Here is a 12513-nt window from a genome sequence, read left to right as displayed (position 1 = left end):
TCGGGGTTCGCCCGCAGGTGCAGTGCGCTGGCGATGAAGCCACCCCAGATGACGACCATGAACAGGACCATCATCATGATTGCGAGACCGCTCATCGGATCGTTCCTTCCTCGGTGGTGTGCTTGTCGACGCCCACCCGGTGGTCACCGTTGTACTTGCGCGGCGCGTGGAGCTCGCGGTGGACCTCCGGGTCAACACCGAAGTCGGAGCCCGGCGGACCGTTGAGCGGCAGGTTGCCGCGCCACGGCACCAGGGAGAAGACGAGGGCGTTGATACCGATGAGCGCCAGGACGGCCCAGCCGTAGATGGCGATCTGCGTCGTCGTGTAGCCGCCGTAGGGCTCCTGGATCAGGGAGATGAGCTCCTGCGCCAGGGTGAATCCCAGCACCAGGGTGGTGACGTTGACCACGAAGATGCGCCACAGCGTGCCCACCTTGAAGGAGGACACGGCGTTGATGTGGAGCGAGAACTCGTCGATCCGGCGCAGGACCCAGTCGAGGATGATGACCGCGATCAGGGCGATGGCGACGATGCCGATGTTGTTGGTGAACTTGTCCATGATGTCCAGGGCCATGAGGCCGGACGTCGTGGAGAACAGCGCCAGGGAGATCAGCGCCATGAAGGTGCCGATGCCGATGGCGACGGTCTTGCGCGGCAGGTTCAGCTTGTCCTTGACCGCGGAGACGACGACCTCGAGCAGGGAGAACAGCGAGGTGAAGCCGGCGATGGTGAGGGAGCCGAAGAACAGGACGCCGAAGATCGGGCCGAAGGCCATCTCGTTGATGATCGCCGGGAAGGCCACGAAGGCCAGTCCGATGCCCGAGGTCGCGACCTCGTCGACGGCGACCGACTGCTGCACGGCCATGAAGCCCAGGGCGGCGAAGACACCGACGCCGGCGAGGACCTCGAAGGAGGAGTTCGCGAAGGCGGTGGTCAGGCCGGTGCCCGTCAGGTTGGTGCGCGGACGCAGGTAGGAGGAGTAGGTGAGCATGATGCCGAAGCTCACGGACAGGGAGAAGAAGATCTGGCCGTAGGCGGCGATCCACACGGTGCCGTTGGTCAGGGCGTTCCAGTCCGGGGTGAACAGGGCGTCGAGACCCGTGGCGGCACCCGGCAGCATGAGCGCCTGGACGACGACGATGAGGAAGAGGACCGCCAGCAGGGGGATGAAGATCTTGGCGACCTTGCCGATGCCCTTGTCCACGCCGATCGCCAGCACGATGATCGCGGCGATCCACACGCCGGCCAGGGCCAGGGCGATCTGCGGGACGAAGTCGGTGGAGAAGGTGGCGGTCTCGTCGAACTGGAGGAAATCGCCGAAGAAGTAGCTGTTCGGGTCGGTGCCCCACGCCTTGTTGAAGGACTTGACCGCGTAGAGCGCGGCCCAGCCGATGATCGCGGCGTAGTAGATAGTGATGAAAAAGGACACACCGACCTGGACCCAGCCGACCGGCTCAGCCCAGGACTTGATGCGACGGAACACCAGCGGGGCGGAACCACGGTAGCGGTGGCCCAGGGCGTAGTCGAGGAAGAGCAGCGGGATACCAGCGGACAGCAGTGCCACGAGGTAGGGGATGAGGAAGGCGCCGCCGCCGTTGTCGTAAGCGACGTAGGGGAAGCGCCAGATGTTGCCCAGGCCGACGGCGGAGCCGATGGCGGCCAGCAGGAACGCCCAACGGGACGAGAAGATCTCGCGCCGCTCGCCCTGCTCCTGGCCCGACGGCGCGGGCTGCGGGGTGGTCGAAGACATGTGTATACCTGTCTGAGGTGGAGGATGTGTAGTTGGCTCCCGATGGTTAGGGAGAGGAAAACGTCCAGGGTGCGACGTATTTATCGTTGAAGTGGCCTGATCATATAATGCCGTCCGTATCATCCCGCAACACAGGTACGGGCGCTGACCGGAGAGGCAAAACCGCTGGCTGCTAGGATCTACGCCCGTGAGCCTTACTCTTGGAATCGTCGGTCTGCCCAACGTCGGCAAGTCCACCCTCTTCAATGCCCTGACCCGAAACGATGTTCTCGCCGCGAACTACCCCTTCGCGACGATTGAGCCCAACATCGGCCTCGTCGAGCTTCCCGACGAGCGCCTGACCCGCCTCGCCGAGATCTTCGGCTCCGAGCGGATCCTCCCGGCGACGGTGTCCTTCGTCGACATCGCCGGCATCGTCAAGGGTGCCTCCGAGGGCGAGGGCATGGGCAACGCCTTCCTGGCGAACATCCGTGAGGCCGACGCCATCTGTCAGGTCGTCCGCGCGTTCTCCGACGAGAACGTCATCCACGTCGACGGTGAGGTCGACCCGGCCGACGACATCGCGGTGATCAACACCGAGCTGATCCTCGCCGACCTGCAGACCGTGGAGAAGGCCCTCCCACGTCTGGAGAAGGAGGCCCGCAAGGACAAGTCCCTGGCCGACACCGTCGCCGAGACCCAGAAGGCCCTGGAGATCCTCTCCGACGACCGCACCCTGTTCTCCGCAGCCAAGGCCGGCGAGATCGACCTGGAGCTCATCCGCGAGCTCCACCTCATGACCGCCAAGCCCTTCCTCTATGTCTTCAACTCCGACGAGGAGGTGCTCACCGACGACGCCCGCAAGGCGGAACTCGCCGCACTGGTCGCCCCGGCTGACTGCGTCTTCCTCGACGCCCAGACCGAGACCGAACTGCTCGAGCTCGACGAGGAGGAGGCGGCTGAGCTCCTCGAGTCCGTCGGCCAGGACGAGCCGGGCCTGCATTCCCTGGCCAAGGCCGGTTTCGCCACCCTCGGCCTGCAGACCTACCTCACCGCCGGCCCGAAGGAGTCCCGCGCGTGGACCATCCGCCAGGGTGACACCGCCCCGCAGGCCGCCGGAGTCATCCACTCCGACTTCGAGCGTGGCTTCATCAAGGCCGAGATCGTGTCCTTCGAGGACCTCGACGCCGCCGGTTCCATGGCCGAGGCCCGCGCCCAGGGCAAGGTCCGCCAGGAGGGCAAGGAGTACGTCATGGTCGACGGCGACGTGGTGGACTTCAAGTTCAACGTGTAGCCCGGTGTCCACTGCCCACCTCTCGTAGATACGCCAGCTAAGTGTAGATACGCCAGTTGCAACGGGCGCATCTGCCTGGAACTGGCGCATCTGGAGGGATGGCGCCGTGGACCGGCGGGCTGTTGCGTCCGAATGGTGTCGTCCGCCGTGGGGACCATCGGATCGGCATCGGGGTCAGAAGGGCGACGTTGAGAAGCCGGACGATCGGGGTCGGGGCCAGGGGGTTTGGGGCTGGGGCGGAGCATTGATTCCTGTTGCCGAGGGCTGGGGCGTCGAGTAAATTTCCCGTATGGCCTTTCCCGTCGATGAATCACGAATCCGCGCTGCTGAGGAAGCATTGGGGCGCACCTTCCCGGACGCTTTGCGGCAGCGCCTGATGTCGGAGAACGGCGGCGAAATCAACGACGCCGACGAGGGATACTGGTTCCTCTACCCGGTGTATGACGATTCCGACCGCCGCCGTCTCGCCCGCTCGGCGAATCACGTGGTGAAGGAAACCGAAACGTGGCGCTCCGAGGCCCACGGATTCCCGCGGGACGCCGTCGCCGTCGCCGATGATCAGGCGGGCAACGCGATCATTCTCCTGCCCGGCGACGACCGCTTTTACGTCTGGGACCACGAACAGCCGGAACCGGAGCCGATCGAGCTGATCTTCGACGAGTGACGCTCGTCTGAATCCGGGGCGGACCCGCGCGGCTAGGGATGGTCGAGGGCATCGCGCCGCGCCCGGCCGATGCTGTGCGACGTGTGCCCCAACTGCAGCAGGGCCAGCACCAATCGCGAGTACCGGTGCGTGCCGACGGCCACGTCAGCGAATGCTTAGCCGCGATGTCCCGCAGTTCCGTCGCCATCGACATGTCAAGACTCCTTCGTCCTGATGAATGAGAATCCGAGTCTACGCAGGTACGGACGTGCCGGAGCATGGCTTTTCAGGCCACGGCGCGAGTCTCCTCGGTACTGCGGCGTCCTGATCGTGACGCTCGTCGCGAGGTTTTCCCCCTTGACGACGAAGTGACTCTACGTCGTAGCCGTTTTCGTCATCCGCCACCCATGCATCAATTGGCTCTTCGCTGATTGACTGCCCGTTGATAGTTTTCATATCCATTTTCATATTCATAGGCATAATACGAAGTCTGACGACGTGGTGGACTTCACATTCAACGTGTCATTGGGCGAGTGAAAGACCAGGTCAGGGCGGGTAGGGCGCAGTCCATGGATGAGATCGCGATCCGGCAGCTCCGAGGGCCGGAGGAGTACCCCCGGCTCGTGCAGGTGTGGCGTAGCGCTGTGGAGGCCACGCATGACTTCCTGGCGGAGGAACACCGGGCGTCGATAGAAGGTCGTCTGGCCGCGGAGTATTTCCCCCACGTGGTCCTCACGGTCGCTGACCGTGAGGGTGTGCCGGTGGGGTTCGCGGGAACTGTCGGGGGCAACCTGGAAATGCTCTTCGTCGAGGCGGCCCACCGCGGCAGGGGCATCGGGAAAGCGCTGCTGGACCACGTGCGTCGCGTGGAGTCGGTGACCACGGTGGACGTCAACGAGCAGAACACTCAGGCCATGGAATTCTACGGACGGGCCGGTTTCGTGGTGGTGGGGCGCAGCCCCGTCGATGGTGAGGGACTTCCTTATCCGCTTCTCCACATGCGTGTGGCCGGAACCGCCTGAGGGGACTGACGCAGACTCCCCGGCACAGGAGGCAGTTCCGCGTATCCTCGTGGGATACGGGGTCGCTGGATGACCCGACGGAGAGTGCAATGGTTGATGATCCTCTGAACCTCGATGAGATCGGCGAGTGGGCCGGCCTGTGGTGGCTCCCGGATGATCCTGACGATCAGGTTCCGGGCGTCCTCCGGTATGACGCGGAGGGCGGCATCTTCCTGGCGTTGATCGGTGCGTTCGCGGGCCGCATCGCGCCGAATCCCGCGCCGGGTGTCACGGCGTACCACGAGGGCACCTGGACGGGGGACGTCATCCACGGGGTGGTGGAGAAACGGGAGGTCACCCTCCTCGGCTGTGTCTCCGGCGGTGGGAGGCGGAGCCGGTCGGAGCGGGTGAAGATCGCCGGCAAGCAGACCGTCACGGCGACGGCCGCGGTCATCGGTGAACACATCAGCGGCGAGGACGACGCCGCGTTCTCCTCGGCCGAGATCTCGGTCGAGGACCTGGGGCTCTGGGCGGCGTCGTCGGTGTTCGGGGACATCCCCGGCGCCGACGGCCGCATCTCGGTGCAGCCCGTCAGGACACAGTCGGTGCTTGTCGGCACCACCTGGTACCGCCTCGAGCACGCGCACACACGACCGTTCTTCGATCAGCGTAAGGGTGCGACCGTGGGAGGGATCAGGGACACGGTCTCCGTCCGGGTCATCCCGGGCGCACCGTTCACGTTGAGCGCCGCCCTCCGGGAGGCACGGCTGGTGCAGGACCTGATCTCCTTGGCGACACACCGCGCGGCGGGCATGCTCTGGCTGCGCCTCGAGGTGGCCGGATCACCCGGCCGTACCGCGGACGTTCTCTACACGCCCGCCGCCCACGGGCGGCATGATGCATCGGCCGTGGACCGCCACTGTGTGTTCTTCAGCTGTGACTCGCTGCCCTTTGATGAGGTCATGCCCCGCTGGTGCGAGGCGCACGGGCGTCTGCAGGCCGCGACCAACATGATTCTCGGGCTGCGCTACGCTCCGGCCCGCTTCATCGAGAGCAACCTCCTCACGGCCGTGGGTGCTGCCGAGGTGCTGCACCGGGGCCTGCAGATGGATGAGCGGCCTTTTCCACCGACGGAGTTCACGGCCCTGCGGGAAGCGATGCTCGCGCAGGTCCCGGAGGAGCACCGCGACAGGTTCAAGGGGGCCATCCACAACGACCCGACGCTCCGGGACCGTCTCCTCGCCCTCGCGGAGCGCCCCGACCGGGAGGCGATCGCGTGGATTGTGCCGGACATCGCCCACTGGGCGACGCAGACGACCCGGGCCCGCAACGACCTGGCGCACGAGGGCAGGACAGCGGACCAGTCCGTGGATGAGCTGTTCGCCGTCGTCGAGGTGACCACCGCGGTGGTGATCCTCAACGTGCTGCACGAGCTCGGACTGTCGCCGGAACGGCAGCGGGAGATCGTGCGGGAGCACCCGGAGTTGAGGGCGACGGCGCGGATCGCCCGTGAGTGGCTGGTGGACCCGGAGTTGTAGGGCAGGTGTGCCCCGGTGCGGATTCTCCGTCTGAAACTGGTTTTCTGCTGGGGTATGGTGCGTCGATAAGGGGAGGGCCGCCACTGTGCCCCCTGATATAAGGAGAGATTAACCATGACTTTCAACGTGTACCTGTCCGGCGAGATCCACACCGACTGGCGTGAGGAGATCCAGCGCGGCGCCGAGGCCGCCGGCCTGGACGTCGTCTTCACCGCCCCGGTGACCGACCACCCCGCCAGCGACGCCGCCGGTGACCACCTCGGCGAGACGGACAGCCAGTTCTGGCGTGACCACCAGTCCTCCAAGGTCAACTCCATCCGCACCCGTACCCTCATCGAGGCCGCCGACATGGTCGTCGTGCGTTTCGGCAGCGAGTACAAGCAGTGGAACGCCGCCTTCGACGCCGGCTACTGCGCCGCGCTGGGCAAGCCGTACGTCACGCTTCACGACGCCGACATCGTCCACCCCCTCAAGGAGGTCGACGCCGCCGCGCAGGCCTGGTGCCGGACCACCGACCAGGTCGTCGAGATCCTGCGTTACGTGCTCAAGGCTTAAGGCCGCCCGGGGGCTCTCACAGCATCGCCCGGCGCAGCTCGTCGATGTTCCTGCTCTGCACCAGGACCCGACCGGGGCCCGTGAACTCGAAGGCCCGGATGTCGGCGCGGAGGCGGTACTGCAACGACGAGTTGATGGCCAGGGCGTTACCGGTTCTGACCAGGATCTTCTCCCCGGCGGACAGGGTGAGTGTCTCTGTGGTGCCGTAGGAGGCGAGCAGCAGTGTCCCGTGGCCGGAGACCCGGTCGTGGGCGAAGCCCAGGTCAGACTCTCCTGCCTCGATCCTCTGCACCGTGATCTCGCCGTCGTACGCCAGCCACAGACGGTAGGGGACGAGGTAGCCATTGTCGGGTCGGACCTGCAGTGTCACGACCTCACCGGGGAACGTCCCGGACACGTCCACCCAGCCCTGTTGGGTCTGTGCACGCATCCGCAGTCGATCTCCGGAACTGGAGTCGAAGAAGCCCCCGAACCGCTTCTTCTGTGGTTCCGGGCTGATGTGGTGGCTGGCCGCCATGAAGTGGTCCGCTTCGACCGTCACCTCCTGGCCCGCCGGAAGGGTGATCCGGGCCACCTGGCCGCGATGTTCGCTCCGGAGACGGACGTCCATGCTCCTGCTCCTGTCACTCACGTGGCTGGTTCGGACCTCACCCTAGGCTAGGGTCCGTGATTGTGCTGACCATGCAGGAAGGAGAACTGCCCGTGGCATCGCCCGAGAACATTCTTCTCCACCTGCCCGCCGGTGAGGAGGCACAGGTCCGCGAGATCTACGCGGCGCTGGAGGCGCGTGGGTTCCCGGCCCAGCAGCAGACCCCGCACATCACCGTCACCTTCGCGCCGCGCATGCCGGCGGATGTGGTGGATCTGGCCGCTGATCTGCTGCCGCCCCTGGTGCCCGCCGGCTTCCAACGGATGGGCACCGTGGTGTTCGGTACGAAACGGAAGCAGACGGTGGCCTGGCTCCTGGAGACCTCCGATGAGCTGGAGGTCGCCGCCCGCCGCATCAGCGCCCTCAACCCCGTGGGGCGGGGTCCGCGCTGGATCCCGCACCTGACGATGGGGTTGCGGCTGCCCCGGCAGATCGTGCCCGACTACATACGGGCGTTGGAGGAACTCACGCCACCGGATCTCGCGGAATTGACGGGTGCACGGGCCGCGCTGTGGCGTCCGAAGGCACGCGAACTGATGATCCTCGCCGGGGACGGATTCGACAGCCGCGAGGTGCGGCTCGCCGGGGAGATGGTCTGTTCCACGGCGGAGCGGGCGGAGATCGTGGACCGGCTCCTGCCCCGGTACATCGAGGAGACCCGGGCCGAACCGGGCTGCCTGCAGTGCGATGTCTGGCCCGTGATCGGTGAGCCGGTGTGGACGGTGGAGGAACGCTTCGTCGACGGGGCGGCCTACGGTGCGCATCAGCGACGGGTGGCCGCGAGTGACTGGGGTCGGGTGACTGTGGGGATTGAGCGCCGCTACACGGTGGAGAGGTCAGCCAGGTTTTAAGGTTCCAGTCTGGGTTCTCCTGCTGCTTATCGACGCCGCTCCCTCGCCGACAACGGCGGCGAGGTTTACGTTGCGGCAGATCCGGAGGAGGCCTCCAGCCAGGAGTTCAGGGAATCGGTTTCCTCCCACAACTCATACAGTTCGGAGTGCTCACCATCGGACAGTGCGCGTTGCTGAAGCTGTCGGATCCAGGTGATCCTTTCGGGGGTCAGTTGCGCCGCGAATGCTGCGAGGTCCGCTTCGTCCAGTGGGCTGTCCGGTGCCCCCGGGTCCCGGTTGATGATCCGGACCAGAGCGGCGAGTGCCACGGCCATCTGCCCGCCGTCGACCTCGAGGTAGTTCTCATCTTCTACGGCCGTGCTCACCCACTCGAAAGAGAAATCGCCCATCCTGATCTCGGCGAGAAGATCCAGTGCACCGTCATGGTCGAAAGGTCCAACGTCCCCAGCTCCCATGGCCGTCACCGTATTGGGAGAGTCGGGTTGGTGCAGCCTGAACCTGTGAGGCTGCACCCCTCCGGGGGTGGCCGAGCCTGGCCTTACTCCGCCAACCAGAAGTTGTTGTGGTCAGCCGGGTCAACGGTGAAGATGTGCTGGCTGCCGGGGACATATTTTTCGGCGATGGCGCGCGGCATCATGATCCGACTGGTGGTGAGGTAGGGCTCGCGGCTGGGCAGGGTCATCTTCGATCTCCATGTCCACCCAGTCGTTGTCACCTGCGGACTCGCCGGTGGGGGAGATCGACTTGATGACGCCGGTGCCGCGGATACCCACCCTGAATGAGCAGTGATTCTCGTCCGAGGCCCTGTCGGATGTTGTTGTCCGGGTGAGGACCTGCTTGAACCGGTCGAAAACTCCCATGACTACTCCTTGACTTAAGTGGTGTCGGTGCTTCCTGCTCCAGTGAACCTAACCCTATGGGCGGGATGTGGCTATCGGGCTGAGCCCGGTCTCACTCCGCGAAGGCGAAGTTGTTCGGGTCGGCCGGATCGACGGCGACGTTGTGCCGGCTGCCGGGGGCGTACATGTCGGCGGTGTTGCGGGGCATCATGATGCGGGAGGTCGCGAGGTAGGGCTCGCGGTCGGGCAGGGTCATCTCGATCTCGACGTCCGCCCAGTCGACGCCGCCCGCGGACTCGCCGGTGGGGGAGACCGACCGGAGGACACCGGTGCCGCGGATGCCCACCTGCTGCAGGCGCTGGAGCTCCCGGCCGTAGGACTGCAGGGTGTCATGGTCCTGGAGGAAGTTCGCCGGATTCGCGGCGAAGTCCTGGGCGCTCTGCGCGGCGCCGGTGAATCCCCGCCGGATGTTGTCGGGTGTGAGTGCCTTCTTGAACTGGTTGAAAAGTCCCATGTCTTCTCCTTGTGAGTAGGTGGGCACCACGTTAGGAGGGGTGGGGGACTACCGGTCACGAGAAGGGAATCACAGGATCCTGCTCACCTGGGTGACCGCCTCAGCAGTCAGCTCCTCGAGGAACTCGGAGATGAGTTCGTCGTTTCTGCCGGAGTCATCCTCGTGGAACTCCTCCGCATCTTCGGTGTCGTACCGGGTGTCCCGGTACAGCAGCAGGCATCCGCGAATTCCGTGGAGGAGATCCTCCAGGAGGTCGTGTGCCGGGCGGAGGGGGTCCAGGGGAGAAAGACGTGGCATCAGATCATCAAGCAGGTCAGGATCTCCGGGGCCCAGCTTCCGGGACAGTTCCTGCGCGTGAAGAATGTCGTTGATCAGCTGGTCCGGATCCGGGATGCGGGCTTCAGCGACCATCATGGCGTCCCTGACCAGAGTGACCACGACGTCCTGCGGTGATTCCGAATCCTCGATCCTGATGAGAACCTCTGTCGCCACCTCCACAGGGAGTGCCTCGATGTTGTCCGCCTCCATGACCACGGAGGTCAGTTCGCAGTCCGTCGTCCGGGCGACGACGGTTGCCGCCGCATACAGCCAGTGTGCGGCGACGACGGAGGCTGCTGTCGCATCGACCGCCTCAAAGAGCTCCGGCGAGCCGAGCGGCTGCTCAATGAACATCTCGTGGGCGGCGACCATCTGCAGGGGTGACGCGTCAGGTCGTGTCAGCCCGATCGCCTGGCGGGCACGCCCGGTGAGCTCACCACGCTCAGCCCGGTCCACGGCGGCGATCTCCTCATCCACTTCCCCGGCGATGTGCTCGTGGAGTTCGGCATCGCCGAGATGGTGCAGGAGACGGCCGAGGTGGTGGGCGGTCTCCACTGCGGGAATGTAGGACTGAATGAGATAACCGTCCTGTGGGAGATGCGGATTCCGCAGGGCATCCGTAACTTCCGGGAAGGCATTGCGTTCCGTTTCCCGTCGCCACCCTTCGCTGTTCGATGCGAAGCTCTCAGAGAGGGAGGCGGGGTGGGTGTAGCTGCGCCAGAGCAGCTCCGACAGCCTGCTGAGCGTGGCGCAGATCTGGAGTGCGGTCTCCGGTGAGGTCTCCGCAGAAAGGTGGACCAGGGTGCCGGCCACCCGTCCCGCGCCGGTGTCCCAGGCACGGATGAGTGCGTGTCGGTCGCCGTCGTAGGCGAAGTCGGTCATGTCGAACAGCCTCCCTCGGAAGTCCTCCGCCACTCACCTGCAGCTCTCAGCGGATGAGTTCTCATGCCCCACCGTAGCCGTCAGCAGGGGCGTCACCGGTTCCGTGCGGCCCGCCGGAACACCAGCAGTGCGTCGCGGGTGAGGTCGTGCGGCAGCTCGTCCCACTCGATCTCCACGACGCCCATGCGCTCGAGGTGCTCGTCGAGCACCCGGGCGCAGTCGTCGATGAGCGGGGTGTGGTCGCCCTCGTGGAGGATGTCACCGACGTTCCACACCAGGTGGCCGCCGGGGGCGAGCAGGCGGGCACATTCCTTGGCGACGATCCCCAGTTCCCCCAGGTAGCGGGCATAGTCACCGCCGTCCTCCGTGTAGGCGGTGAGGGGATCGGCGTCGTGGTGGGTGGCGGTCATGTAGGGCGGGGAGCTGAGGATGAGGTCGACGGTCACGTCGAGATCCGGGAGCAGTTCGCGCGTGTCGCCCCGCACGACCAGGGCCGAGGGCGTGTGCCGGCGGATGTGCTCGACGCGTTCCGGGAGCAGTTCGATGCCCGCGGCCCGACGCCCCAGCCGGATCGCGCGTTCCAGGGTGGTGCCGAAACCGGCGAAAGGGTCGAACACCACGTCGCCGGGGTGGGTGCAGCGCGAGATGACGTCATCGACGATCGCCGGGATCATGTGGACGTCCTCGTCCGCGCCGGGCGGACGGCTGTCCACGAACGCGGCGTGGGTCGCGGTCAACCGCCCATCCAGGAGAGACATGACCGGCAGCTTAGCCGGGGCGCCGGGCAGTGAGGAACATGTGGCCGAACTGCGGGGAGCCGTCGATGAGCGTGTCCTCGACGAGGAACCCCGCGTTCTCCAGCAGCGCGCCGAGCTCCTCCGCCGGCCACGCCCAGGCGCGTCCCACCGGATGTGCGAATTCGCGCAGGTGCGGGGACGTGAACATGCTCAGCAGGAGCCCGCCGCCGGGGCGCAGGTGCTGGTGGAGGCGGGCCAGCACGTCCGGCATGTCCCCGGGCGGCAGGTGGATGAGGGAGTACCAGGCGAGGATGCCGGTGGCCGTGCCTGCGGGGAGCCGTCCGGTGTCGCCGGGCAGGAACTCGACGTCGGGGTGGCGGTGGCGGGCGATCTCGAGGAACTCCGGGACCGGGTCGATCCCGCGGATGCGTCGCCCCTGGTCCGAGAGGAAGGCGGTGAGGTGGCCGGGGCCGCAGCCGAGGTCGAGGAGGGCGCCGTCGTGAAGCAGGGCCCACCGGCTGAGCATCTCCCGTTGCCACCCGGGAGTGGCAGAGAGCTGCCCCTGCCCACGGGCGTACTCCAGGGCACGGGTGCCGTAGGCGCGGGTGATGTCGGTGGGATTCATGGTGGGTCTCCTCACGGTCGGTGACTGCAGTCCACCAGGTCGGCCGGGGGTCGTTCCATGACGTGGATCAAACATCGGCGGGGTTGCACTTCTGGGGCGCGTTCACGCGGGTACCGTGATGGTTATGACCAGTGAGAGGCCATTGTGGGAGCGATTCCTCCCCGGGGTGGGCGCGCTGAAACGTTACGAGCGGTCCTGGCTCGGCGGAGACGTCGTCGCGGGCGTCACCGTGGCCGCGTACCTCGTGCCGCAGGTCATGGCGTACGCCGTCATCGCGGGCCTGCCGGCGGTGGTGGGGCTGTGGGCGGTGCTGGCGCCGATGTTCCTCTACTTCTTCC

16 protein-coding genes and 1 pseudogene are annotated in these 12513 nt (G+C 66.2%); 8 read left to right on the top strand and 9 right to left on the bottom strand.

The annotated features are described in order from the left end of the window. Together GXZ33_RS04580 and GXZ33_RS04575 are read right to left on the bottom strand one after the other, a co-directional pair. Positions 1–59: hypothetical protein (locus GXZ33_RS04580; RefSeq protein WP_291339705.1), on the bottom strand; the 59-nt coding region annotated here is incomplete at its 3' end. 32 nt (positions 60–91) lie between these two features. Then, a complete protein-coding gene (locus GXZ33_RS04575; protein ID WP_291339704.1) occupies positions 92–1750 on the bottom strand; it encodes a sodium-dependent transporter in 1659 nt (552 codons plus the stop codon). A 187-nt stretch (positions 1751–1937) separates the two neighbouring features. Here GXZ33_RS04575 and ychF point away from each other — a divergent pair, with 187 nt between their 5' ends. The 5 genes from ychF (at position 1938) to GXZ33_RS04550 (ending at position 6760) form a co-directional block, all read left to right on the top strand. Beyond that, complete coding sequence (gene ychF / locus GXZ33_RS04570; RefSeq protein WP_291339703.1) at positions 1938–3023, top strand: redox-regulated ATPase YchF; 1086 nt, start codon at positions 1938–1940, stop codon at positions 3021–3023. Positions 3024–3312: 289 nt separating this feature from the next. Next, positions 3313–3687, top strand: coding sequence for an SMI1/KNR4 family protein (locus tag GXZ33_RS04565; protein WP_291339702.1), 375 nt, complete (start codon positions 3313–3315; stop codon positions 3685–3687). 548 nt (positions 3688–4235) lie between these two features. Further along, entirely contained in the window at positions 4236–4688 is a 453-nt protein-coding gene (locus tag GXZ33_RS04560; RefSeq protein ID WP_291339701.1) for an acetyltransferase, read from the top strand. 89 nt (positions 4689–4777) lie between these two features. Further along, entirely contained in the window at positions 4778–6205 is a 1428-nt protein-coding gene (locus GXZ33_RS04555; protein WP_291339700.1) for a HEPN domain-containing protein, read from the top strand. Positions 6206–6319: 114 nt separating this feature from the next. Further along, positions 6320–6760 (top strand): YtoQ family protein, encoded by a 441-nt coding sequence (locus tag GXZ33_RS04550; protein ID WP_291339699.1) that lies wholly within the window; start codon positions 6320–6322, stop codon positions 6758–6760. Between the two features lie 16 nt (positions 6761–6776). Here the strand turns inward: GXZ33_RS04550 and GXZ33_RS04545 are convergent, their stop codons facing one another. Then, complete coding sequence (locus GXZ33_RS04545; RefSeq protein WP_291339698.1) at positions 6777–7370, bottom strand: AIM24 family protein; 594 nt, start codon at positions 7368–7370, stop codon at positions 6777–6779. Between the two features lie 92 nt (positions 7371–7462). On the opposite strand from GXZ33_RS04545, the pseudogene GXZ33_RS04540 reads away from it, so the two are divergent. Further along, a pseudogene (locus GXZ33_RS04540) lies at positions 7463–7930 on the top strand (2'-5' RNA ligase); the annotation flags it as partial. Between the two features lie 15 nt (positions 7931–7945). Beyond that, complete coding sequence (locus GXZ33_RS12645) at positions 7946–8260, top strand: antibiotic biosynthesis monooxygenase (protein ID WP_363236911.1); 315 nt, start codon at positions 7946–7948, stop codon at positions 8258–8260. 65 nt (positions 8261–8325) lie between these two features. Here the strand turns inward: GXZ33_RS12645 and GXZ33_RS04535 are convergent, their stop codons facing one another. The 6 genes from GXZ33_RS04535 to GXZ33_RS04510 all read right to left on the bottom strand — a co-directional run bounded on the left by GXZ33_RS04535 (position 8326) and on the right by GXZ33_RS04510 (position 12175). After that, complete coding sequence (locus GXZ33_RS04535; RefSeq protein WP_291339697.1) at positions 8326–8715, bottom strand: DUF4259 domain-containing protein; 390 nt, start codon at positions 8713–8715, stop codon at positions 8326–8328. Between the two features lie 83 nt (positions 8716–8798). Then, positions 8799–8942, bottom strand: a complete 144-nt coding sequence (locus tag GXZ33_RS04530) for a hypothetical protein (protein ID WP_291339696.1) — start codon at positions 8940–8942, stop codon at positions 8799–8801. A 269-nt stretch (positions 8943–9211) separates the two neighbouring features. Beyond that, a complete protein-coding gene (locus GXZ33_RS04525; RefSeq protein ID WP_291339695.1) occupies positions 9212–9613 on the bottom strand; it encodes a hypothetical protein in 402 nt (133 codons plus the stop codon). Positions 9614–9682: 69 nt separating this feature from the next. Next, on the bottom strand, positions 9683–10813 hold the full coding sequence (locus GXZ33_RS04520) for a hypothetical protein (protein ID WP_291339694.1): 1131 nt from the start codon (positions 10811–10813) through the stop codon (positions 9683–9685). Between the two features lie 92 nt (positions 10814–10905). Then, on the bottom strand, positions 10906–11571 hold the full coding sequence (locus GXZ33_RS04515) for a DNA methyltransferase (RefSeq protein WP_291339693.1): 666 nt from the start codon (positions 11569–11571) through the stop codon (positions 10906–10908). Between the two features lie 10 nt (positions 11572–11581). After that, entirely contained in the window at positions 11582–12175 is a 594-nt protein-coding gene (locus GXZ33_RS04510; RefSeq protein WP_291339692.1) for a class I SAM-dependent methyltransferase, read from the bottom strand. Between the two features lie 124 nt (positions 12176–12299). Between GXZ33_RS04510 and GXZ33_RS04505 the strand changes: the two genes are divergently transcribed. Then, on the top strand, positions 12300–12513 hold a 214-nt coding region (locus GXZ33_RS04505; RefSeq protein ID WP_291339691.1), incomplete at its 3' end, for a SulP family inorganic anion transporter.

It is taken from the genome of Corynebacterium sp., assembly GCF_012838985.1.
In the GTDB taxonomy this organism is placed as follows: domain Bacteria; phylum Actinomycetota; class Actinomycetes; order Mycobacteriales; family Mycobacteriaceae; genus Corynebacterium.
The sequence above is the reverse complement of the archived record's forward strand: the minus strand, read 5'-3'. Positions and strand labels throughout refer to the sequence as shown.

Coding starts and splice junctions, on each gene's coding strand:
- GXZ33_RS04555 (WP_291339700.1), top strand. CDS start 4,778: ATGGTTGATGATCCTCTGAACCTCGATGAGATCGGCGAGTGGGCCGGC.
- GXZ33_RS04535 (WP_291339697.1), bottom strand. CDS start 8,715: ATGGGAGCTGGGGACGTTGGACCTTTCGACCATGACGGTGCACTGGAT.
- GXZ33_RS04515 (WP_291339693.1), bottom strand. CDS start 11,571: ATGTCTCTCCTGGATGGGCGGTTGACCGCGACCCACGCCGCGTTCGTG.
- GXZ33_RS04550 (WP_291339699.1), top strand. CDS start 6,320: ATGACTTTCAACGTGTACCTGTCCGGCGAGATCCACACCGACTGGCGT.
- GXZ33_RS04530 (WP_291339696.1), bottom strand. CDS start 8,942: ATGACCCTGCCCAGCCGCGAGCCCTACCTCACCACCAGTCGGATCATG.
- GXZ33_RS04575 (WP_291339704.1), bottom strand. CDS start 1,750: ATGTCTTCGACCACCCCGCAGCCCGCGCCGTCGGGCCAGGAGCAGGGC.
- GXZ33_RS04545 (WP_291339698.1), bottom strand. CDS start 7,370: ATGGACGTCCGTCTCCGGAGCGAACATCGCGGCCAGGTGGCCCGGATC.
- GXZ33_RS04565 (WP_291339702.1), top strand. CDS start 3,313: ATGGCCTTTCCCGTCGATGAATCACGAATCCGCGCTGCTGAGGAAGCA.
- GXZ33_RS04520 (WP_291339694.1), bottom strand. CDS start 10,813: ATGACCGACTTCGCCTACGACGGCGACCGACACGCACTCATCCGTGCC.
- GXZ33_RS04525 (WP_291339695.1), bottom strand. CDS start 9,613: ATGGGACTTTTCAACCAGTTCAAGAAGGCACTCACACCCGACAACATC.
- GXZ33_RS12645 (WP_363236911.1), top strand. CDS start 7,946: ATGATCCTCGCCGGGGACGGATTCGACAGCCGCGAGGTGCGGCTCGCC.
- GXZ33_RS04560 (WP_291339701.1), top strand. CDS start 4,236: ATGGATGAGATCGCGATCCGGCAGCTCCGAGGGCCGGAGGAGTACCCC.
- GXZ33_RS04510 (WP_291339692.1), bottom strand. CDS start 12,175: ATGAATCCCACCGACATCACCCGCGCCTACGGCACCCGTGCCCTGGAG.